Source organism: Kitasatospora azatica KCTC 9699, assembly GCF_000744785.1.
Taxonomy (GTDB): domain Bacteria; phylum Actinomycetota; class Actinomycetes; order Streptomycetales; family Streptomycetaceae; genus Kitasatospora; species Kitasatospora azatica.
Map to the genome: position 1 here is coordinate 1,662,189 of NZ_JQMO01000003.1, position 24,495 is coordinate 1,686,683.

Here is a 24,495-nt window from a genome sequence, read left to right on the forward strand (position 1 = left end):
GCACTTGCCCTAGTCCACGCACGGAATGCCGCCCATCTTCACCGCGGGGCCCTGCATCGGCAGGCCGGCCGCCGGGTCGGCGGCTGCGGAGCTCGCGGCGCCGCCGGCCGCCGAGGGCGCGGCCGAACCGGGCGGGGTGAAGCCGGTGCCCAGGGTGACCAGGATGTGCCCGGCCTTGACGGCGGAGCTCGCGGCGGCGGTCACGCCGTACCGGGCCGCGACTTGCTCGGCGCCGTCCTTGGCCCCGGCGCCGTAGGTCACCGTGGTCTTGGCCTGGTGCGGGCCCTGGGCGGCGCGGCCCTCGGTGAAGCCGAGTTGGACCAGTGCCTTCAGCTCGCTGTCGGCGGCGTGCGCGACCGCGGAGGTGTTGGTCACGTCGACGGTGCCGCTGCCCCGGGCCGCCGAAGCGGCAACCTGGTCGGGGGAGGGGCTCGGCGCGGCCGCGGGGGGCGGCGCGCTCGCGGCCGAGCCGCCGTCCACCGGGTTGTCGGCCGGCGCGGGGTCGTGTCCGATCAGCTGCTGCACGATCCGCTTGATCTGGACCGGGTCCACCTTGTTGACGTCCTGCCCGTTGATCGTCGCGAAACCGGCGATCGGCAGGGTGTTGGCCGTGACGTGGCCCCCCGACAGGTTGGGCGCCTGCTGGGCGAAGTCCAGCACGTCCCACCGGTCGTCCATCACCACGTCCTTCTTGACCACGCCGAACAGCTGCCGCATCTTGCCGAGGTCGCCGACCACGCCCTGGTCCTTGAGCTTCTTCACCACCGAGGAGATGAAGGCCTGTTGGCGGTGCGTCCGGTCGAAGTCGCCGCCGGCCAGGTTGTGCCGCTGGCGGACGAAGGAGAGTGCCTGCGAGGCGTTGAGCGTGTTGAGGCCGGCGCGGAAGTCGGCGCCGGAGCCCTGGCCGGCCATCGCCGGGTCCTTGGTGTCGTGGTTGAGGCAGACGGTGATCGGTTCGACGGCCTTGGCGATGTCGTAGAAGCCGATCAGGTTGACCTCGGCGAAGTGGTCGATCGGAATGCCGAGGAAGTTCTGCACGGTGGCCAGCGTCGCCCGGCGGCCGGCCTCCCGGCTCTGCCGCTCCAGATCGGCCTTGGAGAGCCCCTTGCCGGCCAACTTGGACTCGGCGCTGGCCTTGGCGATCCCGTAGGCCTCCTTGATCTTGTGCATCTTCCCGTCGGCGCCGACCGTCTGGACGTAGTCGTCGCGCGGGATGGAGAGCGCGGTGACCTGGCCGCCGTTGGCCGGGATGTGCATCACCATCAGGGTGTTGGTGTTGTAGCCGCCGACCTCGCTGCTGGAGCCGGCGTGCAGCTCGTCCTGGACGAACTGGCCGTCGATGTCGGAGCCGTCCATGTTCTTGCGGCTGTCCAGGCCGATCAGCAGCAGGTTGACCGAGTTGTCCAGGTGGGGCGGGGCGGCCTTCTTGATGTCGTCCAGCGCGCTGGAGGTGGTCAGGCCGGTGCGCAGCGAGTGGACGGCGAACCAGGTGACGCCGCAGGTGCCGAGGATCGCTAGCGAGGTGGCGCAGGCCACCGTGCGGCCGGCCACCAGCAGGGGCGAGCGGCGCTTGGCGGGGGAGCGGTCAGCCATGGCGGGCGCCCTTCTTCCCGGGCTTGCGGTCGAGCTTCTCGGGCTTGCTGTCGAGCACGATGCGCAGCAGGACCACCGCGAGGGCCGCGCCCAGCGCGGCCACCATCACCAGGAACCCGGCGGCCAGCCAGCGGGCGAGGTCGGCGGCCAGCGCCTTGGCGGTGTCGTCCTGGCCGCGGCGGGCGAGGTACTCGGCGCCGCAGGTGCTGACCAGCACCACCGGGGCGACGGCGCTGAGCACCCACCACCAGCCGGCCCGGGTGGCCAGCCAGGCGGCGGCGGCGAAGCCCAGCACGGTCAGCACCTGGTAGGTCGCGCCGAGGCCTGGGCCGAGCAGTTCGTCGGTGAGGGCGCCGAGGACCGGCAGGCCGAGGGCGGCGGCCAGGGTCGGGCCGGTGGCCGGGCGGCGGGTTCTGATCCGGCCCGACGCCGAGCGGGCGGCGGCCCGGCCGGCCCGGGGCCGCCGGTCCCGGGCCGGCGGCGCGTCCGAGCCGCGGCGCGGCGCCGGCAGCGGGGTGCGCGCCTGGTGGTGCGGTTGCCCGTCGTCCTGGACCTCGCCGGGGAGCGAGGTCACCCGTTGGCCTGCCATGTCCCCTACCTCGTCCGGTCAGCCGGGGTTCCCGGCGGTCGAGCCGACGGCCGTCGGCATATGACAGTTGCGCAATCTAGCAAGTGTTTGGACGACTTGGGCGGATCGAACGGTTCCGCGATCCCGGGAACGTAACACTTGCGTAAGAGAACAAGTTTTGGTCCGGCCTTGGGTCTGCCTTGGTTGACATGCTAACCATCCTTCAAGATGCGGTAGTTGGCGGCTCGCGCGACAGCCGGGCGCCCCGCACCGGGCCGGGTGCTCCGATCAGGTCGGTTGGGCGGCCCGGTAGCGTCTGGTGCATGAGAATCGTTCTTCGCCGTTCCTGGGCACGCGGTCCGGCCGTCGCCCTGGCGACGCTGCTCGGACTGCTGGTCCTGCTCGTCCCCGGCTCCGCCGTCGCGGCGGGCGGACTCGACGACGCCGCCGCCTCCCTCAAGCAAGGCAAGGTCTACGTCGACCCGGCCATGACCGGCCAGTTTTCGAAGGCCCAGGCCGACGCCCTGACCAAGAAGATCAAGGACGCCGACAAGCCGATCATGGTCGCCGTGGTCCCGGCCACCGACCAGTACCCGGCCCGGACGGTCTTCCAGGACCTGCGCACCAAGGCCGGCATCACCGGCGTCTACGCCGTCTGGCGCGGCACCCAGTTCGACGTCCGTGCCGACGCCGCCGCGCTGAGCAGCCAGACCGCACGGAACTACGCCCAGGCCGCGTCCGATTCCCACCACGGTGACATCAACGGCACACTGACCGATTTCGTCACCAACGCCGCGCCCAAGGTCAAGGGCCACGCCCCCGGCTCCTCCGGCTTCAGCGCCGCGATGATCGTGGTGCCGCTGGTCCTGCTGGCCCTGGTCGGGGTCGGCGCCTTCCTGCTGATCCGGCGCTCGCGCAAGCGCAAGGCCGAGAAGCTGGCCGCCGAGCTGCGCGCCCTGAAGGTCGTGGTGGACGAGGACATCACCGCCTTCGGCGAGGAGCTCGACCGCCTGGACTTCAGCCCGGGAGCCCCCGGTGCCGACGACGCCCAGCGGGCCGACTACACCCACGCGCTGGACGCCTACGAGACCGCCAAGCGCACCATGGACGAGGCCAAGAAGCCCGAGGACGTCAAGGCCGTCACCACGGCCCTGGAGGACGGCCGGTTCTCGCTGGCCACGCTGGCCGCCCGGCGCGAGGGCCGGCCGCTGCCGGACCGCCGCCCGCCGTGCTTCTTCGACCCGCGCCACGGCCCCTCGGTGCAGGACGCCGACTGGGCGCCGGCCGGTGGCGCGGCCCGCTCGGTGCCGGTCTGCGCGGCCGACGCGCAGCGCCTGGCCGCCGGCCTGGACCCGGCGATCCGCACCGTGCAGACCGAGCACGGCCCGCAGCCGTACTGGAACGCCGGGCCGGCCTACGGCCCCTGGGCGGGCGGCTACTTCGGCGGCTACGGATCCGGCCTGCTGCCCGGCCTGCTGGTCGGCACCATGCTCGGCTCGGTCTTCTCCAGTACGCCGGCCTACGGCTACGGCGGTGGCTACGGCGGCGGCGATTACGAAGGCGGCGGCCACGAGAGCTACGAGGGCGGCGACTTCTCCGGCGGCGACTTCAACAGCAACGACTTCGGCGGCTTCGACGGCGGTTCGTTCGACGGCGGCGGGGACTTCGGTGGTGGCGGGGACTTCGGCGGCAGCGACTGGTGACACCCGAGCGGGTTTGAGAACAGAACCCGCTATGGCAGTGTTGGCATCGTGACCGCCAACACTGCCAGCTCCGGTTCCGCCGCCGGCCGGCCCGGCCCGCCGCCCGGCCGGCCGTGCTCGATCGCCGCCGCACTGCAGATCCTCGGTGAGAAGTGGGCGCTGCTCGCGGTCCGCGAGATCTTCTACGGCAACCGCCGCTTCGACCGGATCGTCCGCAACACCGGCGCCCCGCGCGACCGCCTGACCGCCCGGCTGCGCGCCCTGGAGGAGGCCGGCGTGCTGGAGCGGCGGCGCTACCAGGAGCGGCCGGCCCGCTACGAGTACCACCTCACCCAGGCCGGCCGAGAACTGGCGCCGGTCACCCAGGCGCTGCTGGTCTGGGGCGACCGCTGGGCGGTGGACGAGCCCCCGGTCACCCTGTGCCACCACGACCACGCGCTGGACGCCGCCTGGGTCTGCCGCGACTGCGGCGAGGAGGTCCGCCAGGGCGAGATCGGCCTGGAGATCCACTCGCCCGGCTGGCAGCGCGAGGGCCCGGTGGGCTGAGCGATATCGTCAAGGGATGTACGAAGACGTCCGAGTCACCGCCTGGGTGCGCGGCAAGGTCCAGCAGGTGGGGTTCCGCTGGTGGACCAGGGCCCGCGCGTTGGAGATCGGCCTGACCGGTTATGCCAGCAACCTCGACGACGGACGGGTCCAGGTGGTGGCCGAAGGCAGCCACGCCGACTGCGAGCGCCTGCTCGCGCTGCTCCGCGGTCCGGACACTCCGGGCCGGGTGAGCGGGGTGACCGAGATCTGGAGCGCCACCGGTGACGGCTACGACTCCTTCGCGATCCGCTGACCCGAGGCCGATGTCCAACGTTCGGCGTTCAGGGGTTGCCTTTGTCGCGTTCTCGTGGTTGACTCCGCATCGAGCAGTGATCCACCACACGGGGTGAGGTTTCACCGCTGCCTCTGGCGTGACTCGACCGCCATGCAGGTGACAGAGCACTTGTAGCTCGCGGTGATCGTGTTGACCCGTACGGTCTTTGGTGAGACCCTGGAAGCCCGCGCATGCGACGGCGATTTCGGGCAGGGCCATGCCCTGTGGCCGCACATCCACAGTGTTTGACCTCTTGTGCCCAGCCAGCACTGCCCTTGATCGTGCAGCGCGTGCGTCACCCCTTCCCTCGACCTGTACCGTACCGGTTCGGTCACTCAGCGTGGAGGACCATACATCATGGCAAAGGCGCTTCTCGGGTACGTCGGCGGCCCCGACCCGCGAATGCTGTCCGAGATGCGGCGGCTTCAGCAGCGCGTCCAGGACCTGGAGGCCGAACTCGTTCGGATGCAGGCCGAGAACGACGCACTCGTCGCTGTCGCTGACGAGCACTCACTGCTCGACAGCATCGGTCTTGGACAGCGGGAGCCCGCACTCACCTGATCCAGGAATCGAGATCGACCGGCCATCCGACCGGCCGATTTTGCCGCGCACCGACGCGATCACCCTCGGGACGCGAACATCGGGGACGCCCTTACCGGCGTCCCTTCGTCGTTTCCTCCAGCTTGACAGCAGCTCAGCAAATTCTTCCTGAGGCTGCCCACGGCCCGGCCGGGTGAAACCGCCGAGGCACGGCGGATACAGTCGGGCGGGTGCACCTGAAGAGCCTGACCCTGCGCGGCTTCAAGTCCTTCGCCTCGGCCACCACGCTGCGCTTCGAACCCGGTATCACCTGCGTGGTCGGCCCGAACGGCTCGGGCAAGTCCAACGTGGTCGACGCGCTCTCCTGGGTGATGGGCGAGCAGGGCGTCAAGTCGCTGCGCGGCGGCAAGATGGAGGACGTCATCTTCGCCGGCACCAGCGGGCGGGCCCCGCTCGGCCGGGCCGAGGTCGCGCTCACCATCGACAACAGCGACGGCGCCCTGCCGATCGACTACGCCGAGGTGACGATCAGCCGCACCATGTTCCGCAACGGCGGCAGCGAGTACGCGCTCAACGGCGACACCTGCCGACTGCTGGACATCCAGGAACTGCTCTCCGACTCCGGCATCGGCCGCGAGATGCACGTGATCGTCGGCCAGGGCCGACTGGACTCCGTGCTGCACGCCGACCCGATGGGCCGCCGGGCCTTCATCGAGGAGGCCGCCGGGGTGCTCAAGCACCGCAAGCGCAAGGAGAAGGCGCTGCGGAAGCTGGACGCGATGGCGGCCAACCTCAACCGGGTGCAGGACCTGGTGGCCGAACTGCGCCGCCAGCTCGGACCGCTCGGCCGACAGGCCAAGATCGCCCGCCGGGCGGCCGGCATCCAGGCCGAACTGCGCGACGCCCGGCTGCGGCTGCTCGCCGACGACCTGCTGAGCCTGCGCCAGGCGGTGCAGGCGGAGGTGGCCGACGAGTTGGCGCTGCGGCTGCGGCGCTCCACCGTGGAGCAGGAACTCATCCGGGCCCGGCAGCGCGAAGCGGTCCTGGAGGCGCAGGTCGAGCAGCTCGGACCGCGACTGGAGGCCGGCCGGCAGGCCTGGTACCAGCTCTCCGCGCTGGCCGAGCGGACCAGGGGCACGATCGGCCTGGCCGAGGCCCGGGTGCGGCACGCGAGCACCGGGGGAGCGGCCGAGGAGCGGCGCGGGCGTGATCCCGAGGAACTCGCCGCCGAGGCCGAGCGGGTGCGCGAGGAGGAGGCGGCGCTGACCGAGGCGCTGGAGGAGACCCAGTACGCGCTGGCCGAGGCGGTGGAGCGGCGCGCCGAGCTGGAGCGGGCGCTGACCGTGGAGGAGCAGCGGCTGCGGGCGGCCGCCCGGGCCGCCGCCGACCGGCGCGAGGGCCTGGCCCGGCTGCAGGGCCAGGCCGCGGCCGCGGCCTCGCGGGCGGCCGGCGCGCAGGCGGAGATCGACCGGCTGGCCGCCGCGCGCGAGGAGGCCGAGCTGCGTGCCCAGGCGGCGGGCGCGGAGTACGAGCTGCTGCGCGAGCAGGTGGCCGGGCTGGAGACCGGGGACGAGGAGCTGGAGGCGGCGCACGACCAGGCGCGCGAGCGGCTGGCCGGCGCGGAGCGTGAACTGAGCGGCGCGCGGGAGGCGGCAAGTGCTGCCGAGCGTGAGCGGGCCGCCCTGACGGCCCGTCACGAGGCGCTCTCGCTCGGCCTGCGGCGCAAGGACGGCACCGGTGCCCTGCTGGCCGCCGCCGACCGGCTCACCGGGGTGCTCGGCCCGGCGGCCGAGCTGCTCACAGTGGCACCCGGCCACGAGGTGGCGCTGGCCGCGGCGCTCGGCGCGGCCGCTGACGCCGTCGCGGTGGCCGGCCTCGATGCCGCCGCCGACGCGCTGCTCATGCTGCGCACCGAGGACGCCGGACGAGCCGCGCTGCTGATCGCCGGCGCCCCCGACACCCCGGCACCGGCCCCGGCCGTCGAGCCGAGCCTGCCCGCCGGTGCCCGCTGGGCCGCCGAGCTGGTCGACGGCCCCGCCGCACTGCTGCCCGCCGTGCGCGGGCTGCTCGCCCGCACCGCGCTGGTCGCCGACCTCGACGCCGCGCGCCGGCTGCTCGCCGACCACCCCCGGCTCACCGCCGTCACCGCCGAGGGCGACCTGCTCGGCCCCGGCTTCGGCCAGGGCGGCGCGGCCGGCGCGCCCAGCCAGCTGGAGACCCAGGCCGCCGTGGACGCCGCCGCCCGGCAGATCGAGGAGCTGACCGGCCGCTGCGCCGAGCTCGCCGAGCAGCTGGCCCAGGCCAAGGAGGACCGCCGCGAGCAGGCCGCCGAGCTGGAGCGACTCACCGTCGACCGGCGCCGCGCCGAGAAGCAGCGCGCCGAGGTGGCCGGCTCGCTCGGCCGCCTCGGCGGCCAGGCCCGGGCCGCGGCCGCCGAGGCCGAGCGCGCGGCGGCGGCCGTGCAGCGCGCCGAGGAGGGCCGGCAGGCCGCCGACGCCGCGGCCGAGGAGCTCGCCGCCCGACTGGCCGCCGCCGAGGAGCTGGCCGAGGAGGGCGCCGAGGAACCCGACGCCGCCGAACGCGACCGCCTCGCCGAGGCCGGCACCCAGGCCCGGCAGGCCGAACTGGAGGCCAGGCTCGCGGTCCGCACCCATGAGGAGCGGGTCCGCTCGCTGGCCGGCCGCGCCGACAGCCTGGACCGGGCCGCCCGCGCCGAACGCGAGGCCCGGGCCCGGGCCGCCGAACGTCGCCGCCGGGCCGCCCACGAGGCCGCCGTGGCCGGCGCCGTTGCGGCCGGCGCGCGGGGGCTGCTCGCCTGCCTGGAGGTCTCGCTGGGCCGCGCCGACGCCGAGCGGGCCCAGGTGGAGCAGGCCAGGGCGGCCCGGGAGAGCGAGCTGCGGGCGGCCCGCGAGCGCGGCCGGGAACTCAAGGACGAACTGGACAAGCTGGTCGACGCCGGCCACCGGGACGAGGTGCTGCGGGCCGAGAAGCGGCTGCGGATCGAGCAGCTGGAGGACCGCGCGCTGGAGGAGTTCGGCATCGAGGGGGAGGAACTGCTGGCCGGCTACGGCCCCGACCAGCTGGTCCCGGCACCGGCCCCCGAGGAGGGCCAGCAGCCCGGCGAGCCCCGTCCGTACGACCGGGCCGAGCAGGAGAAGCGGCTGCGCGCGGCCGAGAAGGCCTACCTGCAGCTCGGCAAGGTGAACCCGCTGGCGCTGGAGGAGTTCGCCGCGCTGGAGGAGCGCCACCAGTTCCTCGGCGAGCAGCTGGAGGACCTCAAGCGCAGCCGGCGCGACCTGATGGAGATCGTCCGCGACGTGGACCAGCGGGTCGAGGAGCTCTTCACCGCCGCCTTCCACGACACCGCCGCCCAGTTCGAGGGCGTCTTCTCGCGGCTCTTCCCCGGCGGCGAGGGTCGGCTGGTGCTGACCGACCCGGACGACATGCTCAGCACCGGCGTCGAGGTGGAGGCCCGCCCGCCCGGCAAGAAGGTCAAGCGGCTGTCGCTGCTCTCCGGCGGCGAGCGCTCACTCACCGCGGTCGCCATGCTGGTCTCGATCTTCAAGGCCCGCCCCAGCCCGTTCTACGTGATGGACGAGGTGGAGGCGGCGCTGGACGAGACCAACCTGCGCCGGCTGATCGCGATCATGGAGGAGCTGCGGGACAGCTCCCAGCTGATCGTGATCACCCACCAGAAACTCACCATGGAGTGCGCCGACGCGCTCTACGGCGTGACCATGAAGGGCGACGGCATCTCCCAGGTGATCAGCCAGCGGCTGCGCGATGAGCACCGCGAGCGCAAGGTACCGATGCGGCAACAGCCCCAGACGGTGTAGGCCGCCTGCCCCCGTTGCGGCTCCCGGTCACGGATACTGGCCTGGTTATGGAATACGTGATCCTTGCCGTAGTCATCGCCGTGATCGCCGTTGGTGCGGTCGCCGGCCTCGTCGTCAGCGGCAGACGACGTAAGGAACTGCCCCCGAAGTCGACGGCCACCATCGCGCCGCCGACCCCGAGCGAGCCCCAGGTCGGCGAGGAGGCCGCGCCACCGCGTGAGGCGCCGGTCCAGACGGTCGAGGAGGTCCAGCTCCCCGCTCCGGTCGAGGTGACCCCCGAGGTTCCCGCACTGGAGGTGCCGGAGCCGACCGCCGGCCGGCTGGTCCGGCTGCGCTCGCGCCTGTCGCGCTCGCAGAACTCGATCGGCAAGGGCCTGCTGACCCTGCTCTCCCGGGACCGCCTCGACGATGACACCTGGGAGGAGATCGAGGACACGCTGATCACCGCCGACATCGGCGTGGCGCCCACCCAGGAGCTGGTCGAGCGGCTGCGCACCCGGGTCAAGGTGCTCGGCACCCGCACCCCGGCCGAGCTGCGCACCCTGCTGCACGAGGAACTGGTCGCGCTGATCGGCACCGAGGCGGACCGCTCGCTGAAGACCGCCAAGCACGAGGACGACCGCCCGGCGGTGGTCCTGGTGGTCGGCGTCAACGGCGTCGGCAAGACCACCACCTCCGGCAAGCTCGGCCGGGTGCTGGTGGCCGACGGGCGCAAGGTGGTGCTCGGCGCCGCCGACACCTTCCGCGCCGCCGCCGCCGACCAACTGCAGACCTGGGGCGAGCGGGTCGGCGCCCGGACCGTGCGCGGTCCGGAGGGCGGCGACCCGGCCTCGGTCGCGTTCGACGCGGTCAAGGAGGGCATCGCCGAGGGCGCGGACACCGTGCTGATCGACACCGCCGGCCGGCTGCACACCAAGACCGGCCTGATGGACGAGCTCGGCAAGGTCAAGCGGGTGGTCGAGAAGCACGGTCCGGTGGACGAGGTGCTGCTGGTGCTGGACGCCACCACCGGCCAGAACGGTCTGGTGCAGGCGCGGGTCTTCGCCGAGGTGGTGGACATCACCGGCATCGTGCTGACCAAGCTGGACGGCACCGCCAAGGGCGGCATCGTGGTCCAGGTCCAGCGCGAGCTGGGCGTGCCGGTCAAGCTGATCGGCCTGGGCGAGGGCGCCGACGACCTGGCGCCGTTCGAGCCGGCCGCCTTCGTGGACGCTCTGATCGGCGACTGACGGTCCGTCAGTCGGTGGCCGCTTCCCTGATCGGGGAGGCGGCCACATCCTTTTCGGGGGACGGCATTCTCGGGGGACGGCTTGTTCGGGGGGACGGCCTCTTCAGGAGGCCAGCCAGGCCGGTTCGGTGGCCACCGCCCGGTCCCGCCCGCGGTGGCAGGCGTAGGCCAGGGTGCCGAGCAGCAGCCGGGCCTCCGGCGGACGGGCCGCGCTCTCCCGGCAGGGACGGCGCAGCCAGCGCACCGGGCCCAGGCCCGCCTGCGCGGTGGGCGGCGCGGCGAGGTAGCTGCCCTCGCCGTGGCAGACCAGGTCGAGGGCGGCGTCGTCCCAGCCCATCCGGTAGAGCAGGTCGGGCAGCCGCTCGGCGGTGCCGCGGGCGACGAAGAAGAGCAGTCGGCCGGTCGGCGCGGCGAGCACCGGTCCGACCTGGGTGCCCATCCGCTCCAGACGGACCAGGGCGCGCAGCCCGGCCGACTCGGGGACGTCGAGCACGTCGAAGGTGCGCCCGGCGGGCAGCAGCACGCTGGCCTCGGGCTGGCCGTCCCAGAGTGCGCGCACCTCGTGCGGAGCGGCGCCCGGCGGCAGTTCGCGGGCGGTGCGGCCGGCCGGCGGGTGCAGCCCGGGCGCCGCGCAGCGCGCGCGGCCGCACGGGCAGGGCCCGACCAGTGCCCGGGCCGGCGGGCCGCCGAGGGCGACCGTCCAGCCCCAGCGCCCGGCGTACTCGGCTGCGGCCTGGCACGCGGTGGCGCGGGTACGGCGGCGGGAGCCGAACCTCAGATCGCCGAACAGGTTGTCCATGCCTCCCCCAACAGATTTCGATTGCCGGCGGTTACGGGACTGTGACGTTCCGTCAATTCTCTCGGGTGGCGCGGGATTCGCAGCGACGGCGCGCGGTATGCGGTGCGCGCCGTCCGATCGGTGCGGCATATTCCGGCCGCATGACCGGCGACTTCCAGTGAAGCGCTGCTGGCGCTCGGTCGGCCTCACTCGTGGGGGTGGCGAATGGTGGCGTTTCCCGGCGAACCATCCCCGGACGGCTCACGGAACGCTACTTTCGGTGCACACACCGAGGTGGTAAGGCTCCTAGTGGGCCGGGCGGGAGCAGGTGGACCCTCAATGGCAGAGAAGCAGCCCAACGAGAAACTGACGGCGTGGTTCGCGCGCAGCGGCTGGTCCAAGGGCGAGTTCGCTCGGCAGGTCAACCGCCAGGCCCGGCAGATGGGCGCCCACCACGTCAGCACCGACACCTCCCGGGTGCGCCGCTGGCTGGACGGCGAGCAGCCGCGCGAGCCGATCCCGAAGATCATGTCCGACCTCTTCTCCGAGCGGTTCGGCTCGGTGGTCTCCGAGGAGGACCTCGGCCTGCGGGTGGCCGTCCCGGTCTCCACCGTCGCGGCCAACGGTGTGGACCTGCCCTGGAGCGGCCCGCAGACGGTCCAGCTGATCAGTGAGTACTCGCGCAGCGACCTGATGCTGAACCGGCGCGGCTTCCTCGGCACCTCGCTGGCCCTGACCGCCGGCGCCGCGCTGATCGAGCCGATGCAGCGCTGGCTCACCCCGGGCCCGAGCGGCCACCCGACCCCGATCCTGACCGCCGCCAACGGCGGCGAGCCCTACACCGGCCGGCTCTCCGAACCCGAGCTGCAGCTGCTCGAGCAGACCACCGTGATGTTCCGCCAGTGGGACGCGCAGAACGGCGGCGGCCTGCGCCGCAAGGCCGTGGTCGGCCAACTGCACGAGGTCACCGACCTGCTCCAGGAGACCTACCCGCCGCAGGTCACCCAGCGGCTCTTCCGGCTCACCGCCGAGCTGGCCCACCTGGCCGGCTGGATGTCCTACGACGTCGGCATGCACCCGAGCGCGCAGAAGTACTACGTGCTCGCCCTGCACGCGGCCAAGGAGGCCGGCGACCGCCCGTTCGGTGCGCTGATCCTGACCGACATGAGCCGCCAGATGATCCACCTCAACCGCGGCGAGGACGCCCTGGAGCTGATCCACCTGGCCCAGTACGGCAGCCGCGACACCGCCACCCCGCGCCAGCAGGCGCTGCTGTACGCGATGGAGGCGCGGGCCTACTCCAACATCGGCGAGGTCAACCGCTGCGCCCGCGCGGTCCGTCTCGCCGAGGACACCTTCACCGACGCCGGCCCGCTCGAGGGCGACCCGGACTGGCTGAAGTTCTTCTCCAAGGCCGAGCTGTACGCGGAGAACGCGCACTCCTTCCGGGACCTGGCCTACCACTCCAGCCGCAGTCCGCGGTACGCCTCGCTGGCCGCCCCGCACATGGAGACCGCAGTCGACCTGTTCCGCGAGGACATGGAGAACCACACCCGTTCCTACGCCTTCAACCTGGTCGGCATGGCCAGCGTGCACCTGCTGCAGGGCGAGCCGGAGCAGGCCGCGGTGATCGCCGAGGAAGCGGTGGAGATCGCCGGCAAGGTGCGCTCGGAGCGGCTCAACACCCGGGTCCGCAAGACCTCGGCGACGGCCAACCGGGACTACCGCTCGGTTCCGGCCGTCAATCGACTGGCCGAACTCGTGGTCGACCAGATTCCTGAGTACGAGACGGTCTAGCGCTGGGCCGTTCGGTGGACTCGGGGTGATCGTCCGTGCACCCCGGGTGTGGTGCGGCGGTACCGTACCTCACAAGCTGTCATGGCACGGCCGTAGTTCACGCACCTGTAACTCGTGCGTCAACCGCGTCACGGCAGCGAAACACCGAGCCGCACTGGCCGAAACCCGTCTTCGGCACTCTCCTCTTCATCGCCGACACCCCGGGTGGCACGGGACAGGAATCCCGAGGGTGGAGCGGCTTTCACCATGAGGAGACCCGCCGATGCCGGACGGCTTCAGCGCAGGCGATACCGCCTTTGTGCTCATCAGTGCGGCCCTGGTCATGTTGATGACCCCGGGCCTGGCCTTCTTCTACGGGGGCATGGTCAGGGTCAAGAGCACCCTCAACATGCTGGTCATGAGCTTCATCTCGCTGGCCATCGTCAGCGTGCTCTGGGTGCTCTACGGCTACACCCTCAGCTTCGGCACCGACGCCTTCCACGGCCTGATCGGCAACCTGGACCACCTGGGGATGCGCGGCATCGGCATGAACGACCTGACCGGGTCGATCCCGGTCACCGCGTTCGCCGCCTTCCAGCTGATGTTCGCGATCATCACCCCCGCGCTGATCAGCGGCGCGATCGCGGACCGCGCCAAGTTCGCGGCCTGGTCGCTGTTCATCGCGCTCTGGGTCACCCTCGTCTACTTCCCGGTCGCGCACTGGGTCTTCTTCTTCGACGGCGGCCACGGCGGCTGGCTCGGTGACCGCCAGGGCGTGATCGACTTCGCCGGTGGCACTGCGGTGCACATCAACGCCGGTGTCGCGGGTCTGGCCCTGTGCCTGGTGCTGGGCAAGCGGGTCGGCTTCAAGAAGGACCCGATGCGTCCGCACAGCCTGCCGCTGGTGATGCTCGGCTCCGGTCTGCTCTGGTTCGGCTGGTTCGGCTTCAACGCCGGTTCGGCGCTGGCCGCCAACGGCGTGGCCGGCATGGCGTTCATGAACACCCAGGTCGCCACCGCCGCCGCGATGCTCGGCTGGCTGGCCTTCGAGAAGATCAAGCACGGCGCCTTCACCTCGCTGGGCGCGGCCTCCGGTGCGGTGGCCGGTCTGGTCGCCATCACCCCCGCCTGTGGCTCGGTCTCGATGCTGGGCGCGGTGGCCATCGGCCTGATCGCCGGCGGGATCTGCGCGGCGGCGATCAGCCTCAAGTACAAGCTCGGCTTCGACGACTCGCTCGACGTGGTCGGCGTGCACGCGGTCGGCGGTGCGGTCGGCTCGCTGCTGATCGGCTTCTTCGCCACCGGCCACGTCGGCCAGACCGCCCAGGGCCTCTTCTACGGCGGCGGCTTGGGGCAGCTCGGCAAGCAGGCGCTGGGTGTCGTGGTGGTCGCGGTCTACTCCTTCGTGATCTCCTGGCTGCTCGGTCAGGCGATCCAGAAGACCATCGGCTTCCGGGTCACCGAGGACATCGAGGTGGCCGGTATCGACCGGGCCGAGCACGCCGAGTCGGCGTACGACTTCAGCGCCGTCGGGGCCAGCCTGTCCCGTGCGCTCAATGCCCCCACCCTGGTGCCCGCCGGCGCCGAGACGAAGACTGAGGTCGACGCCTGATGAAGCTGATCACCGCCGTCATCAAGCCCCACCAGCTGGACGCAGTCAAGGAGGCCCTGCAGGCCTTCGGAGTGGCCGGACTGACCGTCACCGAGGCCAGCGGCTACGGCCGCCAGCGCGGTCACACCGAGGTCTACCGGGGCGCCGAGTACACCGTCGACCTGGTCCCGAAGATCCGGATAGAGGTCGTCGTCGCCGACGAGGACGCCGACGATGTGATCGACGTCCTGGTCAAGGCAGCCCGAACCGGCAAGATCGGGGACGGCAAGGTCTGGAGCGTCCCGGTGGAGACCGTGGTCCGGGTCCGGACCGGCGAGCGCGGACCCGACGCGCTCTAGCCTCCGCAGACAGACCGATCGAGCGGACCCGCGACACCCTGTGTCGCGGGTCCGCTGACGGCATTTCACGACCCCGGGGAGCCCGCAGTGACCACGATCGACTCGTCCGAGCCCGCCGCCTTCCAGGCCGCCCGGGCCACCCTGCTGGCCGATCCCGGGGTGACCGGCCAGGCCCGCCGCACCGCCCTGGCCCAGCTGACGGACCGTTGGCTGAGCGTGCTGCTGGCCCAGGCCGGCGCGCCCGCCGGGGTCGCCCTGGTCGCGGTCGGCGGCTACGGCCGCGGCGAACTCTCCCCGCGCAGCGACCTGGACCTGCTGCTGCTGCACGACGGCGGCGAGGTGGCCGCGCTGGCCGAGCGGCTCTGGTACCCGATCTGGGACAGCGGGGTGGCGCTGGACCACTCGGTCCGCACCCTCGCCGAGGCCCGTTCGGTGGCCGCCACCGACCTCAAGGCGCAGCTCGGCCTGCTGGACGCCCGGCACATCGCCGGGAACGCCGAGCTGACCGCCGCACTGCGCTCGACGATCCTGGCCGACTGGCGGGCCGGGGCCGCCCAGCGGCTGCCCGAGCTGCGCGAACTCGGCCGTGAACGGGCCGAGCGGCACGGCGAGTTGGCCTTCCTGCTGGAGCCCGACCTGAAGGAGGCCAGAGGCGGCCTGCGGGACGTGGTCGCGCTGGACGCGATCGCCGCCTCCTGGCTGGCCGACGCCCCCCGGGACGGCCTGGCCGACGCCAGGCAGTGGCTCAGCGATGTCCGCGACACGCTGCACCTGGTCACCGGGCGGTCGACCGAGCGGCTCAGCCTGCAGGACCAGGACCAGGTGGCCGCCGCCCTCGGGGTGCTGGACGCGGACACCCTGCTGCGGCAGGTCTACCAGGCCGGCCGCACCATCGCCTACGCCGGCGACGTCACCTGGCGCTCGGTCGACCGGCTGCTGACCGCCCGCCGCTCGCGCGGCCGCCGCCCGTTCTCCTTCCCGTTCACCGGCGCCGGGCGCGGCTCCGGCGCGGTGGCCCGCGGCACGATCGAGCGCCGACCGCTCGCCGAGGGCGTGGTGGAGCAGGACGGCGAGGCGGTGCTCGCCCAGGGCGCCCGGCCCGGCGCCGACCCGGTGCTGCCGCTGCGCGCCGCCGCGGCCGCCGCCCAGGCCGGGCTGACGGTCAGCCATGCCACGATGCGCCGGCTGGCCGCCGAGACCAAGGCGCTGCCGGTGCCCTGGCCGGACGAGGCGCGCGAGCAGCTGGTCACCCTGCTGGGTGCCGGCGAGGCCTGCGTGCCGGTCTGGGAGGCGCTGGAGGCCGAGGGGCTGATCGGGCGGCTGCTGCCGGACTGGGAACGGGTGCGCTGCCGCCCGCAGCGCAACGCGGTGCACACCTGGACCGTGGACCGGCACCTGGTCGAGACCGCGGTGCGGGCCGCCGCGATGACCCGCCGGGTGGCCCGGCCGGACCTGCTGCTGGTCGCGGCGCTGCTGCACGACATAGGGAAGGGCTGGCCGGGCGACCACTCGGAGGCCGGCGAGGTGATCGTGCGGGACATGGCCGCGCGGATGGGCTTCGACCAGGACGACACCGAGAGCCTGGCGCTGCTGGTCCGCCACCACCTGACGCTGATCGACACCGCCACCCGGCGCGACCCGGACGACCCGGCGACGGTCGACCTGATCGCCAAGACGGTGGGCACCACCCAGCACCTGGAGCTGCTGCACGCGCTCACCGAGGCCGACGCCACCGCCACCGGGCCGGCCGCCTGGAGCACCTGGCGGGCCTCGCTGGTGGCCGGCCTGGTGACCCGGGTGGCCGCGGTGCTGACCGGCGACCCGCAGGCGGCGCCCGCCGCGGCCGCCAAGGCGGGTTCGGCGGCCTCGGTGGACGAGGAGCGGCTCGCCGTGGAGGCGGCCAGAACGCTCGAGCCGGCGCTGTTGCTGCGGGCCGAGGCCACCCACGACCCGCACGCGTTCGAGCCGATGGGTGTCGAACTGGCGCTGGCCATCCCGGACCGGCCCGGACTGCTCGGCACCGTCGCCGGGGTGCTGGCGCTGAACCGGCTGACCGTCCGCTCGCTCACGCTGCGCGAGCTGGACCCGATCGGCGCGGGCCCGGTGCTGCTGCTCTCCTGGCGGGTGGCCGCCGAGTTCGGCGAGCTGCCCGAGCTCGCCCGGCTGCGGGCCGACCTGCGCCGCGCGCTGGACGGCTCGCTGGACCCCGGCCGCAAGCTCGCCGAGCGCGACGCCGCCGCACCGCGCAGGCGCGGCATCGTCCCGCCGCCCCCGGTGGTCTCGGTCGCGCCCGGCGGCGCCTCGGCCACCGCCACCGTGCTGGAGGTGCGCGCGCACGACATGCCGGGCCTGCTGCACCGGATCGGCCGGGCGCTGGACGCGGCCGGCGTGCGGGTGCGCACCGCCCACGTCAGCACCCTCGGCGCGGACGCCGTGGACGCCTTCTACCTGACCGATCCGGCCGGTCGTCCGCTGGAGCCGGCCGCCGCCCGACAGGTCGCCGCCGAGGTCCAGCAGGCACTGCGCTGACCGGGTGGGGCCCGTCCACCGGGCGGGCGGATACCCTGGGGGACGACGACCGTACTCATACCGATGCCGCAAGGGACCCGCGACCGACGTGTTCGACACTCTTTCCGACCGCCTCGCAGCGACGTTCAAGAACCTCCGGGGCAAGGGCCGCCTCAGTGAGGCGGACATCGACGCCACCGCCCGGGAGATCCGGATCGCCCTGCTGGAGGCGGATGTCGCGCTCCCCGTGGTGCGGGCCTTCATCAAGCAGGTCAAGGACCGCGCGCTCGGTTCCGAGGTCTCCGGTGCGCTGAACCCGGCCCAGCAGATCGTCAAGATCGTCAACGAGGAGCTCGTCAACATCCTCGGTGGCGAGACCCGTCGCCTGCGGTACGCCAAGACCGGCCCGACGGTGATCATGCTCGCCGGTCTGCAGGGTGCCGGTAAGACCACGCTGGCCGGAAAGCTCGGCCACTGGCTGAAGAAGCAGAAGCACACCCCGCTGCTGGTCGCCTGCGACCTGCAGCGCCCCAACGCCGTCACCCAGCTGAACGTGGTGGCCGACCGGGCCGGTGTGGCCTTCTACGGCCCGGAGCCGGGCAACGGCGTCGGCGACCCGGTCAAGGTCGCCCGTGACGCGATCGAGTACGCCAAGCAGAAGCAGTACGACGTCGTCATCGTCGACACCGCCGGCCGCCTGGGCATTGACTCCGAGCTGATGCAGCAGGCCGCCGACATCCGGGCCGCAGTCAACCCGGACGAGGTCCTGTTCGTGGTCGACGCGATGATCGGCCAGGACGCGGTCACCACCGCGCAGGCCTTCCTCGAGGGCGTCGACTTCACCGGCGTGGTGCTCTCCAAGCTGGACGGCGACGCCCGCGGTGGCGCGGCGCTCTCGGTGGCGCACGTCACCGGCCGGCAGATCATGTTCGCCTCCAACGGCGAGAAGGTCGACGACTTCGACGCCTTCCACCCGGACCGGATGGCCTCGCGGATCCTCGGCATGGGCGACGTGCTGTCGCTGATCGAGATCGCCGAGCAGAACTTCTCGCAGGCCGAGGCCGAGAAGATGGCCGCCAAGCTGCAGGGCGGCGGCAAGGACTTCACCCTCGACGACTTCCTGTCGCAGCTGGAGCAGGTCCAGAAGATGGGCTCGATCTCCAAGCTGCTCGGCATGCTCCCCGGCATGGGCCAGATCCGGGACCAGATCAACAACATCGACGACAAGGACGTCAACCGGGTCGGCGCGATCATCAAGTCGATGACCCCGGCCGAGCGGACCGACCCGAAGCTGATCAACGGCTCGCGCCGGCTGCGCATCGCCAAGGGTTCGGGCGTCGGCGTCGGCGAGGTGAACAACCTGGTCGAGCGGTTCTTCGAGGCCCGCAAGATGATGACCGCGATGGCCTCCGGCAAGGGGATCCCCGGAATGCCCGGCATCCCGGGCATGGGCGGCGGCAAGAAGTCGGCCAAGAAGGCCCCGGCCGCCAAGGGCCGCAAGAAGTCCGGCAACCCGCTCAAGCGGGCCCAGGAGGAGCAGGCCGCGGCCGCCCGCAGGGCGCTCGGCCCGGGCGCCGGCCAGGCGCCGGTCGAGGGCGGTGCCTTCGGCATCGGCGCGGGCAAGGGCCCGGCGGACTTCGACCTCCCCAAGGAGTTCAAGGACCTGCTGTAGCAGCTGGTCCCGCACAGGTGATCAACGGCCCGTCACGAAAGTGACGGGCCGTTGGCATGCTCCATGATGGTCCGATGACGCGAGTGACCATCCGTGCCCCCCGGCCCTCCGACGCCGGTCCGTACGCCGCGGCGGTGCGGCGTTCCGCCGAGCACATCGGGCGGTGGAACCCGGTGGAGCCGGACGGCCTGCCGGACCTGTTGCAGCGTCAGGGGCCCGGTCTTCGCAGTTATCTGATCATCGATCAGGAGGACGGCGGCCTGGTCGGCAAGTGCAACGTCTCCAACATCGTGATGGGCCGGTTCTGCAATGCCGCACTCGGCTACGACAGCTACCTGCCCTATGCCGGGACCGGGCGGATGACCGAGGGGATGCGACTGGTGGTGGACCGCTGCTTCGCCGACCTGAGCCTCGGCGGGCTGGGCCTGCACCGGCTGGAGATCAACGTGCAGCCGGAGAACGAGCGCTCGATCGGGCTGGCCCGTCGCCTGGGCTTCCGGCACGAGGGGTTCACCCCCCGGATGCTCTTCCTGGACGGCGCCTGGCGCGACCACGAGCGGTTCGCCCTGACGGTGGAGGAGTGGCGCCCGCTGGGGCCCCCGCCGGGGGAGCGCCCATAGCGGCGGTGCGGACCGGGTCAGCCGCGGGCGGCCAGCAGGTACTGGAACTCGGTGGCCATCCGCACCGTGCCGTCCTCCCGGGTGAACGGGTGCAGCGCCTCGACGAGCTCCTTGGCCACCGGCACCTCGCCCGCGTAGGCGACCGCCGCGTCGAACCAGCCGGTGGCGAGCAGCCCGCGCACCGCGCTGTCCAGGTCGGCGTAGCCGAACGGGCAGGCCGCCTGGCCGTGGCCGACCAGCCGCAGCCCGACCCCGGCCGCAAGCTCACCCAGCGAGCCCAGCTCGCCCGCGCCGGCGAGCGGTGCGGGCGCCGGGCGCGGACCAGCGCACCGGCGCGCCACCTCCAGCACCGCCGTGCTCTCGCACGCCGCCGCGGGCCCTGGCGCGGCCAGCACCACCACTCCGCCGGGCAGCGTCAGCCGGGCCGCCTCGCGGATCGTGCGGTGCGGATCGGCGCCCAGGCGCAGCGGCTCGAAGACGGTCACCACGCTGTGCGCCGTTCGGGGGAGGGACCCCGCGGCGACCGTCAGCCGGCGGGCCCGGGCCAGCTCGCGCAGTTGCGGGTCGGGCTCCAGACCGGCCACCTCGGCGCCGCGCGCGGCGGCCAGCAGCAGCGCCAGGCCGGAGCGGCAGCCCAGGCCGAGCAGGCTGGTGGCCGGGCCGACCGCCAGCCGCTCGTGCACCGCCTCGTAGAGCGGCACCAGCGTGCGCTCCTGGATCTCGGCCCAGTCGCGGGCCCGTGAGCCCGGTCGAGGTCGTGTCAGATCCGGGGCCGTGCCGTGCGCTGAAGCCATCTGGTGGGCCTCCCATCGGTCCGCGGTGAACCCCCATGACTCTCCGCCCCATCACAAGCGAACAGCCGCCCGGGCGCGCCGTCCAGAGGAGCGCGCCGGAGCATTCGCGCCGCCGGGCGTGCGCCCCCAGGCGATATCGATTCACGCTCGACCTGCCCGGCACCGTACGATTCGCCCCATGGCAAAGGCTCCCGTTCTCACCCCCCAGGCGGACGACTTCCCGCGCTGGTACCAGGATCTGATCAACAAGGCCGAGCTGGCCGACAACGGTCCGGTGCGCGGCACCATGGTCATCCGACCGTACGGCTACGGCCTGTGGGAGCGGATGCAGCAGGAGATGGACGCGCGGATCAAGAAGGCCGGCGCGCAGAACGCCTACTTCCCGATGTTCATCCCGCAGCACTACCTGACCAAGGAAGCCGAGCACGTCGAGGGCTTCGCCCCCGAGCTCGCGGTGGTCACCCACGGCGGCGGCAAGGACCTCGAGGAGCCGGTCGTCGTGCGGCCCACCTCCGAGACCATCATCAACGAGTACTTCTCCAAGTGGGTGCAGAGCCACCGCGACCTGCCCCTGCTGATCAACCAGTGGGCCAACGTGGTCCGTTGGGAGCTGCGCCCGCGGATCTTCCTGCGCACCACCGAGTTCCTCTGGCAGGAGGGCCACACCGCGCACGCGACCTACGAGGACGCCCGCGACTACGCCTCGATGATCCACACGGACGTCTACGGCGACTTCATGACCAACGTGCTGGGCATCGACGTGGTGCTCGGTCGCAAGACGATCAAGGAGCGCTTCGCCGGCGCCATCAACACCCTCACCCTCGAGGGCATGATGGGCGACGGCAAGGCGCTGCAGCTGGGCACCAGCCACGAGCTGGGCCAGAACTTCGCCAAGGCCTTCAACACCACGTACCAGCTGCAGGGCGCCGAGCGCGAGTTCGTCTGGCAGACCTCCTGGGGCGTCTCCACCCGGATGGTCGGCGGCCTGATCATGTCGCACGGTGACGACAACGGCCTGCGGGTGCCGCCGCGGCTGGCGGCCACCCAGGCCGTGGTGCTCGCCATCAAGGGCGACGACGCGGTGATCGCCAAGGTCCGCGAGATCGGCGCCCAGCTGGAGGCCGCCGGCATCCGCACCCTGGTGGACGACCGCACCGACACCCCGTTCGGCCGCCGCGCGGTGGACTGGGAGCTCAAGGGCGTCCCGGTGCGGATCGAGGTCGGCCCGCGCGACCTGGAGGCCGGCACCGCGATGCTGGCCCGCCGGATTCCCGGCGGCAAGGAGCCGGTGTCGATCGACGCCCTGGCCGCCCTGCTGCCCGGCATCCTGGAGGAGGACCAGGCGCTGCTGCTGCGCCAGTCCCGCGAGCGCCGCGAGGCCCGCACGGTGGACGTGAAGACCCTGGACGAGTGCGTCGAGGCCGCCGCCACCGGCTGGGGCCGGATCTCCTGGGCCGATCTCGGCCCGGAGGGCGAGGCCAAGCTGGCCGAGCAGGGCGTTTCGGTGCGCTGCCTGGTGGCCGCCGATGGTTCGGTCCCGACCTCTTACGACCAGGACGGCAATATCGCGATTGTCGCGCGCGCGTACTGAAAGCCGCGTTCGCACTCCGGTTGCGTAACCAGTAGGTGACGGCGTCTCGTCTACTGGCCAGTCAACTCCCAGTGCGGGCGAACTAGCGGTACGGTGTACGGCCCGTGGCCCTGTCAAAACCCATGGGACCACGGGCCGTACACTCGGCACGGCGATCCGCCGTGCCAGGAATCGGCCGACCCGGCGAGGATCGACGGGTGCAGACACCGAGGGGGTTGGTCTTGCGTCAGATTTCGCACGCTCATCAAGGGCACGATTACGCCCAGCTGAGAGTTTCCCGGGAATTCCCCGAGAACACTCAGGAATGGAACGCCGGAACCGATTCCCTCGTTGGTATAGCGTGAGCACGACACAGCCCCTCGTCCTCGCGGCCGAACTGGCCGCCGCCTGGAGCGACATCCAGGCCTACCACCACGACCTGCCCGACCTCGCCTCGCCCGAGGCGCTGATCGGCGAGTCGTCCTCGGCCTGCGGCACCCAGCTCGGCTTCGAGCGGCTGCTGCACGAGGCCGCCCACGGTCTGGCCGCCGCCCGCGAGATCCGGGACACCTCCCGGGCCGGGCGCTACCACAACCGTCGTTTCCTGCTGCTCGCCTCCGAGTTGGGGCTGGCCCACCCGGTCGAGCCGCATGCCAGCAGCGGCTTCTCCCAGGTGACCATGCTCGCCGAGACCCAGGAGCGCTACGCCGCGACCATCGAGCGGCTCGAGCGTGCGCTCGGCGCCCACCAGCAGGCCGTGGCCGGCTCGGTGGACGGCGGCGTGCTGCGCACCTTCCGCGGCCCGGCCGCCCGGCACGGCTCCTCGGGCGGCGGCGTCCGGGTCAAGGCCGTCTGCGGCTGCGGGCGCAACGTCCGGGTGGTGCCCTCGGTGCTGGCCCAGGCCTCGATCGTCTGCGGCGCCTGCCAGCAGCCGTTCAAGATCGCCTGATGTCCCGAAATGCTCCCCCCGGCCTCGGTCGGGGGGAGCTTCGGGCTTGTGGCACAATTGACAGCTGATACCCGACAGCCAACAGGACCCTCTCTCCTACGGCTGGCGTGTCACCGGAACGACCGACCCCGCAACCCCACGCGGAGCGCGGTCGCTCACCCACGTCAACTCCAGGAGAATCCACTCCCGTGGCAGTCAAGATCAAGCTCAAGCGTCTCGGTAAGATCCGCTCCCCGCACTACCGCATCGTCGTCGCCGACTCGCGCACCAAGCGTGACGGCCGCGCGATCGAGGAGATCGGCATCTACCAGCCGACGTACAACCCCTCGAAGATCGAGGTCGACACCGACCGCGCCCAGTACTGGCTGTCCGTCGGCGCCCAGCCGACCGAGCCGGTGCTCGCCATCCTGAAGCTCACCGGTGACTGGCAGAAGTTCAAGGGCCTGCCGGCCCCGGCGCCGCTGCTGGTCGCCGAGCCGAAGACCGAGGACTTCTCGCACCTGTTCGCGAAGGCCGTCGCCGGCTTCGAGGACGCCACCACCGGTGTCGCCATCACCCCGAAGGCCAAGAAGTCGGACAAGGCCGAGGCTGACGCCGACGCCGCTTCCACCGAGGCCTGAGCGTGATCGAGGACGCCCTCGATCACCTGGTGAAGGGCATTGTCGAGCACCCCGAGGACGTGCAGGTGCGCTCGCGCAACCTCCGTCGCGGGAACACCATCGAGGTGCGGGTGCACCCCGATGACCTCGGCAAGGTGATCGGCCGCGGTGGCCGCACCGCGCGTGCGCTGCGCACCGTGGTGGGCGCGCTCGGCGGTCGCAACATCCGCGTCGACCTGGTCGACGTGGACAACATCCGCTGACGATCACCGTCGTCTGCTCTTGGACCGGCTGGGACGCGTGACGCGTCCCGGCCGGTTCTTTTTGGTTCCAGTCCGCTGGTTCCTGCTCGCTCTGGTTCCACCCACTCACGCTCAGGAGTAACACCGTGCAGCTCGTCGTCGGCCGGATCGGCCGTGCCCACGGCATCAGGGGGGACGTCTTCGTCGAGGTCCGCACCGACGAGCCGGAGCTGCGGCTCGGCCCGGGTGCGGTCCTGCTCACCGACCCCGCCACGGCCGGACCGCTGACCGTCGAGTCCGGCAAGGTGCACAGCGGGCGGCTGTTGATCCGCTTCGCCGGGGTCAAGGACCGCACCGACGCCGAGGCGCTGCGCGGCACCATGCTGATCGCCGAGGTCGATCCCGAGGAGCGGCCCGAGGAGGAGGACGAGTACTACGACCACCAGCTGATCGGCCTGGACGTGGTGCTGCAGGACGGCACCCCGGTCGGCGAGCTGACCGAGGTCGTGCACCTGCCGTACCAGGACCTGCTCACCGTCACCAAGCCGGACGGCACCGAGGTGCTGGTCCCGTTCGTCGCGCAGATCGTGCCGACCATCGACCTGGAGAACCAGCGCTGCGTCATCACCCCGCCCGGCGGGCTGATCGACGAGGCGCAGGCCGAGGTCGACGGCGGCCCGGAGGCCGACCGGTGACCGCTGAGCACG

Annotated in this window: 21 protein-coding genes; 17 read left to right on the top strand and 4 right to left on the bottom strand. The window is 72.4% G+C overall.

Annotation, left to right across the window (positions count from 1 at the left end; translation table 11 throughout):
- Window positions 1-9: 9 nt before the first annotated feature.
- On the bottom strand, window positions 10-1,593 hold the full coding sequence (locus BR98_RS18150) for an LCP family protein (protein ID WP_157537833.1): 1,584 nt from the start codon (window positions 1,591-1,593) through the stop codon (window positions 10-12).
- Window positions 1,586-2,182: a DUF6542 domain-containing protein gene (locus BR98_RS36420; protein ID WP_051969894.1), complete on the bottom strand. Its 597-nt coding sequence runs from the start codon at window positions 2,180-2,182 to the stop codon at window positions 1,586-1,588. The genes BR98_RS18150 and BR98_RS36420 overlap by 8 nt, the downstream gene beginning before the upstream one ends.
- A 302-nt stretch (window positions 2,183-2,484) precedes the next feature.
- Here BR98_RS36420 and BR98_RS18160 point away from each other — a divergent pair, with 302 nt between their 5' ends.
- The 6 genes from BR98_RS18160 to ftsY all read left to right on the top strand — a co-directional run bounded on the left by BR98_RS18160 (window position 2,485) and on the right by ftsY (window position 10,331).
- Window positions 2,485-3,864 (top strand): hypothetical protein, encoded by a 1,380-nt coding sequence (locus BR98_RS18160; protein ID WP_035846022.1) that lies wholly within the window; start codon window positions 2,485-2,487, stop codon window positions 3,862-3,864.
- Between the two features lie 48 nt (window positions 3,865-3,912).
- Window positions 3,913-4,410: a winged helix-turn-helix transcriptional regulator gene (locus BR98_RS18165; protein ID WP_051969895.1), complete on the top strand. Its 498-nt coding sequence runs from the start codon at window positions 3,913-3,915 to the stop codon at window positions 4,408-4,410.
- A 16-nt stretch (window positions 4,411-4,426) separates the two neighbouring features.
- Entirely contained in the window at window positions 4,427-4,705 is a 279-nt protein-coding gene (locus BR98_RS18170; RefSeq protein ID WP_035846024.1) for an acylphosphatase, read from the top strand.
- Between the two features lie 378 nt (window positions 4,706-5,083).
- Window positions 5,084-5,287, top strand: a complete 204-nt coding sequence (locus BR98_RS18175) for a hypothetical protein (RefSeq protein WP_035846027.1) — start codon at window positions 5,084-5,086, stop codon at window positions 5,285-5,287.
- Window positions 5,288-5,496: 209 nt separating this feature from the next.
- Window positions 5,497-9,102: a chromosome segregation protein SMC gene (gene smc, locus BR98_RS18180; RefSeq protein ID WP_051969896.1), complete on the top strand. Its 3,606-nt coding sequence runs from the start codon at window positions 5,497-5,499 to the stop codon at window positions 9,100-9,102.
- Between the two features lie 47 nt (window positions 9,103-9,149).
- Window positions 9,150-10,331 (top strand): signal recognition particle-docking protein FtsY, encoded by a 1,182-nt coding sequence (ftsY, locus tag BR98_RS18185; RefSeq protein ID WP_035846029.1) that lies wholly within the window; start codon window positions 9,150-9,152, stop codon window positions 10,329-10,331.
- 102 nt (window positions 10,332-10,433) lie between these two features.
- On the opposite strand, the gene BR98_RS18190 is transcribed toward ftsY, so the two are convergent.
- The gene (locus BR98_RS18190; protein WP_035846031.1) at window positions 10,434-11,129 is read right to left on the bottom strand and encodes a bifunctional DNA primase/polymerase; all 696 of its coding nucleotides are present in this window, start codon (window positions 11,127-11,129) and stop codon (window positions 10,434-10,436) included.
- 318 nt (window positions 11,130-11,447) lie between these two features.
- Between BR98_RS18190 and nsdA the strand changes: the two genes are divergently transcribed.
- The 6 genes from nsdA (at window position 11,448) to BR98_RS18220 (ending at window position 19,634) form a co-directional block, all read left to right on the top strand.
- Window positions 11,448-12,905, top strand: a complete 1,458-nt coding sequence (gene nsdA / locus BR98_RS18195) for a transcriptional repressor NsdA (protein WP_035846033.1) — start codon at window positions 11,448-11,450, stop codon at window positions 12,903-12,905.
- 262 nt (window positions 12,906-13,167) lie between these two features.
- Window positions 13,168-14,496, top strand: coding sequence for an ammonium transporter (locus BR98_RS18200; RefSeq protein WP_035846035.1), 1,329 nt, complete (start codon window positions 13,168-13,170; stop codon window positions 14,494-14,496).
- On the top strand, window positions 14,496-14,834 hold the full coding sequence (locus BR98_RS18205) for a P-II family nitrogen regulator (protein WP_035846037.1): 339 nt from the start codon (window positions 14,496-14,498) through the stop codon (window positions 14,832-14,834). Before BR98_RS18200 ends, BR98_RS18205 begins: the two co-directional genes overlap by 1 nt.
- Window positions 14,835-14,921: 87 nt before the next feature.
- Window positions 14,922-17,363, top strand: a complete 2,442-nt coding sequence (locus tag BR98_RS18210) for a [protein-PII] uridylyltransferase (protein ID WP_035846039.1) — start codon at window positions 14,922-14,924, stop codon at window positions 17,361-17,363.
- An 88-nt stretch (window positions 17,364-17,451) separates the two neighbouring features.
- Window positions 17,452-19,014: a signal recognition particle protein gene (gene ffh, locus BR98_RS18215; RefSeq protein WP_035846041.1), complete on the top strand. Its 1,563-nt coding sequence runs from the start codon at window positions 17,452-17,454 to the stop codon at window positions 19,012-19,014.
- Window positions 19,015-19,088: 74 nt separating this feature from the next.
- Complete coding sequence (locus BR98_RS18220) at window positions 19,089-19,634, top strand: GNAT family N-acetyltransferase (protein ID WP_035846043.1); 546 nt, start codon at window positions 19,089-19,091, stop codon at window positions 19,632-19,634.
- Between the two features lie 17 nt (window positions 19,635-19,651).
- Here BR98_RS18220 and BR98_RS18225 read toward each other — a convergent pair whose 3' ends face one another.
- Window positions 19,652-20,428: a class I SAM-dependent methyltransferase gene (locus tag BR98_RS18225; protein ID WP_063774801.1), complete on the bottom strand. Its 777-nt coding sequence runs from the start codon at window positions 20,426-20,428 to the stop codon at window positions 19,652-19,654.
- Between the two features lie 178 nt (window positions 20,429-20,606).
- Here BR98_RS18225 and proS point away from each other — a divergent pair, with 178 nt between their 5' ends.
- From proS to rimM, 5 genes are all read left to right on the top strand, one after another.
- Complete coding sequence (proS, locus tag BR98_RS18230) at window positions 20,607-22,019, top strand: proline--tRNA ligase (RefSeq protein ID WP_035846045.1); 1,413 nt, start codon at window positions 20,607-20,609, stop codon at window positions 22,017-22,019.
- A gap of 340 nt (window positions 22,020-22,359) precedes the next feature.
- Window positions 22,360-22,947: a hypothetical protein gene (locus tag BR98_RS18235; protein WP_035846047.1), complete on the top strand. Its 588-nt coding sequence runs from the start codon at window positions 22,360-22,362 to the stop codon at window positions 22,945-22,947.
- A 188-nt stretch (window positions 22,948-23,135) separates the two neighbouring features.
- Window positions 23,136-23,567 carry a 30S ribosomal protein S16 gene (rpsP, locus tag BR98_RS18240; RefSeq protein ID WP_035846049.1) on the top strand — a complete coding sequence of 144 codons (432 nt, stop codon included), beginning with the start codon at window positions 23,136-23,138 and terminating at the stop codon, window positions 23,565-23,567.
- Window positions 23,568-23,569: 2 nt separating this feature from the next.
- A complete protein-coding gene (locus BR98_RS18245) occupies window positions 23,570-23,809 on the top strand; it encodes an RNA-binding protein (protein WP_035846051.1) in 240 nt (79 codons plus the stop codon).
- A gap of 125 nt (window positions 23,810-23,934) precedes the next feature.
- Entirely contained in the window at window positions 23,935-24,483 is a 549-nt protein-coding gene (gene rimM, locus BR98_RS18250; RefSeq protein ID WP_035846053.1) for a ribosome maturation factor RimM, read from the top strand.
- Window positions 24,484-24,495: the final 12 nt, after the last annotated feature.

Coding starts and splice junctions, on each gene's coding strand:
- BR98_RS18150 (WP_157537833.1), bottom strand. CDS start 1,593: ATGGCTGACCGCTCCCCCGCCAAGCGCCGCTCGCCCCTGCTGGTGGCC.
- BR98_RS36420 (WP_051969894.1), bottom strand. CDS start 2,182: ATGGCAGGCCAACGGGTGACCTCGCTCCCCGGCGAGGTCCAGGACGAC.
- BR98_RS18160 (WP_035846022.1), top strand. CDS start 2,485: ATGAGAATCGTTCTTCGCCGTTCCTGGGCACGCGGTCCGGCCGTCGCC.
- BR98_RS18170 (WP_035846024.1), top strand. CDS start 4,427: ATGTACGAAGACGTCCGAGTCACCGCCTGGGTGCGCGGCAAGGTCCAG.
- BR98_RS18175 (WP_035846027.1), top strand. CDS start 5,084: ATGGCAAAGGCGCTTCTCGGGTACGTCGGCGGCCCCGACCCGCGAATG.
- ftsY (WP_035846029.1), top strand. CDS start 9,150: ATGGAATACGTGATCCTTGCCGTAGTCATCGCCGTGATCGCCGTTGGT.
- BR98_RS18190 (WP_035846031.1), bottom strand. CDS start 11,129: ATGGACAACCTGTTCGGCGATCTGAGGTTCGGCTCCCGCCGCCGTACC.
- nsdA (WP_035846033.1), top strand. CDS start 11,448: ATGGCAGAGAAGCAGCCCAACGAGAAACTGACGGCGTGGTTCGCGCGC.
- BR98_RS18200 (WP_035846035.1), top strand. CDS start 13,168: ATGCCGGACGGCTTCAGCGCAGGCGATACCGCCTTTGTGCTCATCAGT.
- BR98_RS18205 (WP_035846037.1), top strand. CDS start 14,496: ATGAAGCTGATCACCGCCGTCATCAAGCCCCACCAGCTGGACGCAGTC.
- BR98_RS18220 (WP_035846043.1), top strand. CDS start 19,089: ATGACGCGAGTGACCATCCGTGCCCCCCGGCCCTCCGACGCCGGTCCG.
- BR98_RS18225 (WP_063774801.1), bottom strand. CDS start 20,428: ATGGCTTCAGCGCACGGCACGGCCCCGGATCTGACACGACCTCGACCG.
- proS (WP_035846045.1), top strand. CDS start 20,607: ATGGCAAAGGCTCCCGTTCTCACCCCCCAGGCGGACGACTTCCCGCGC.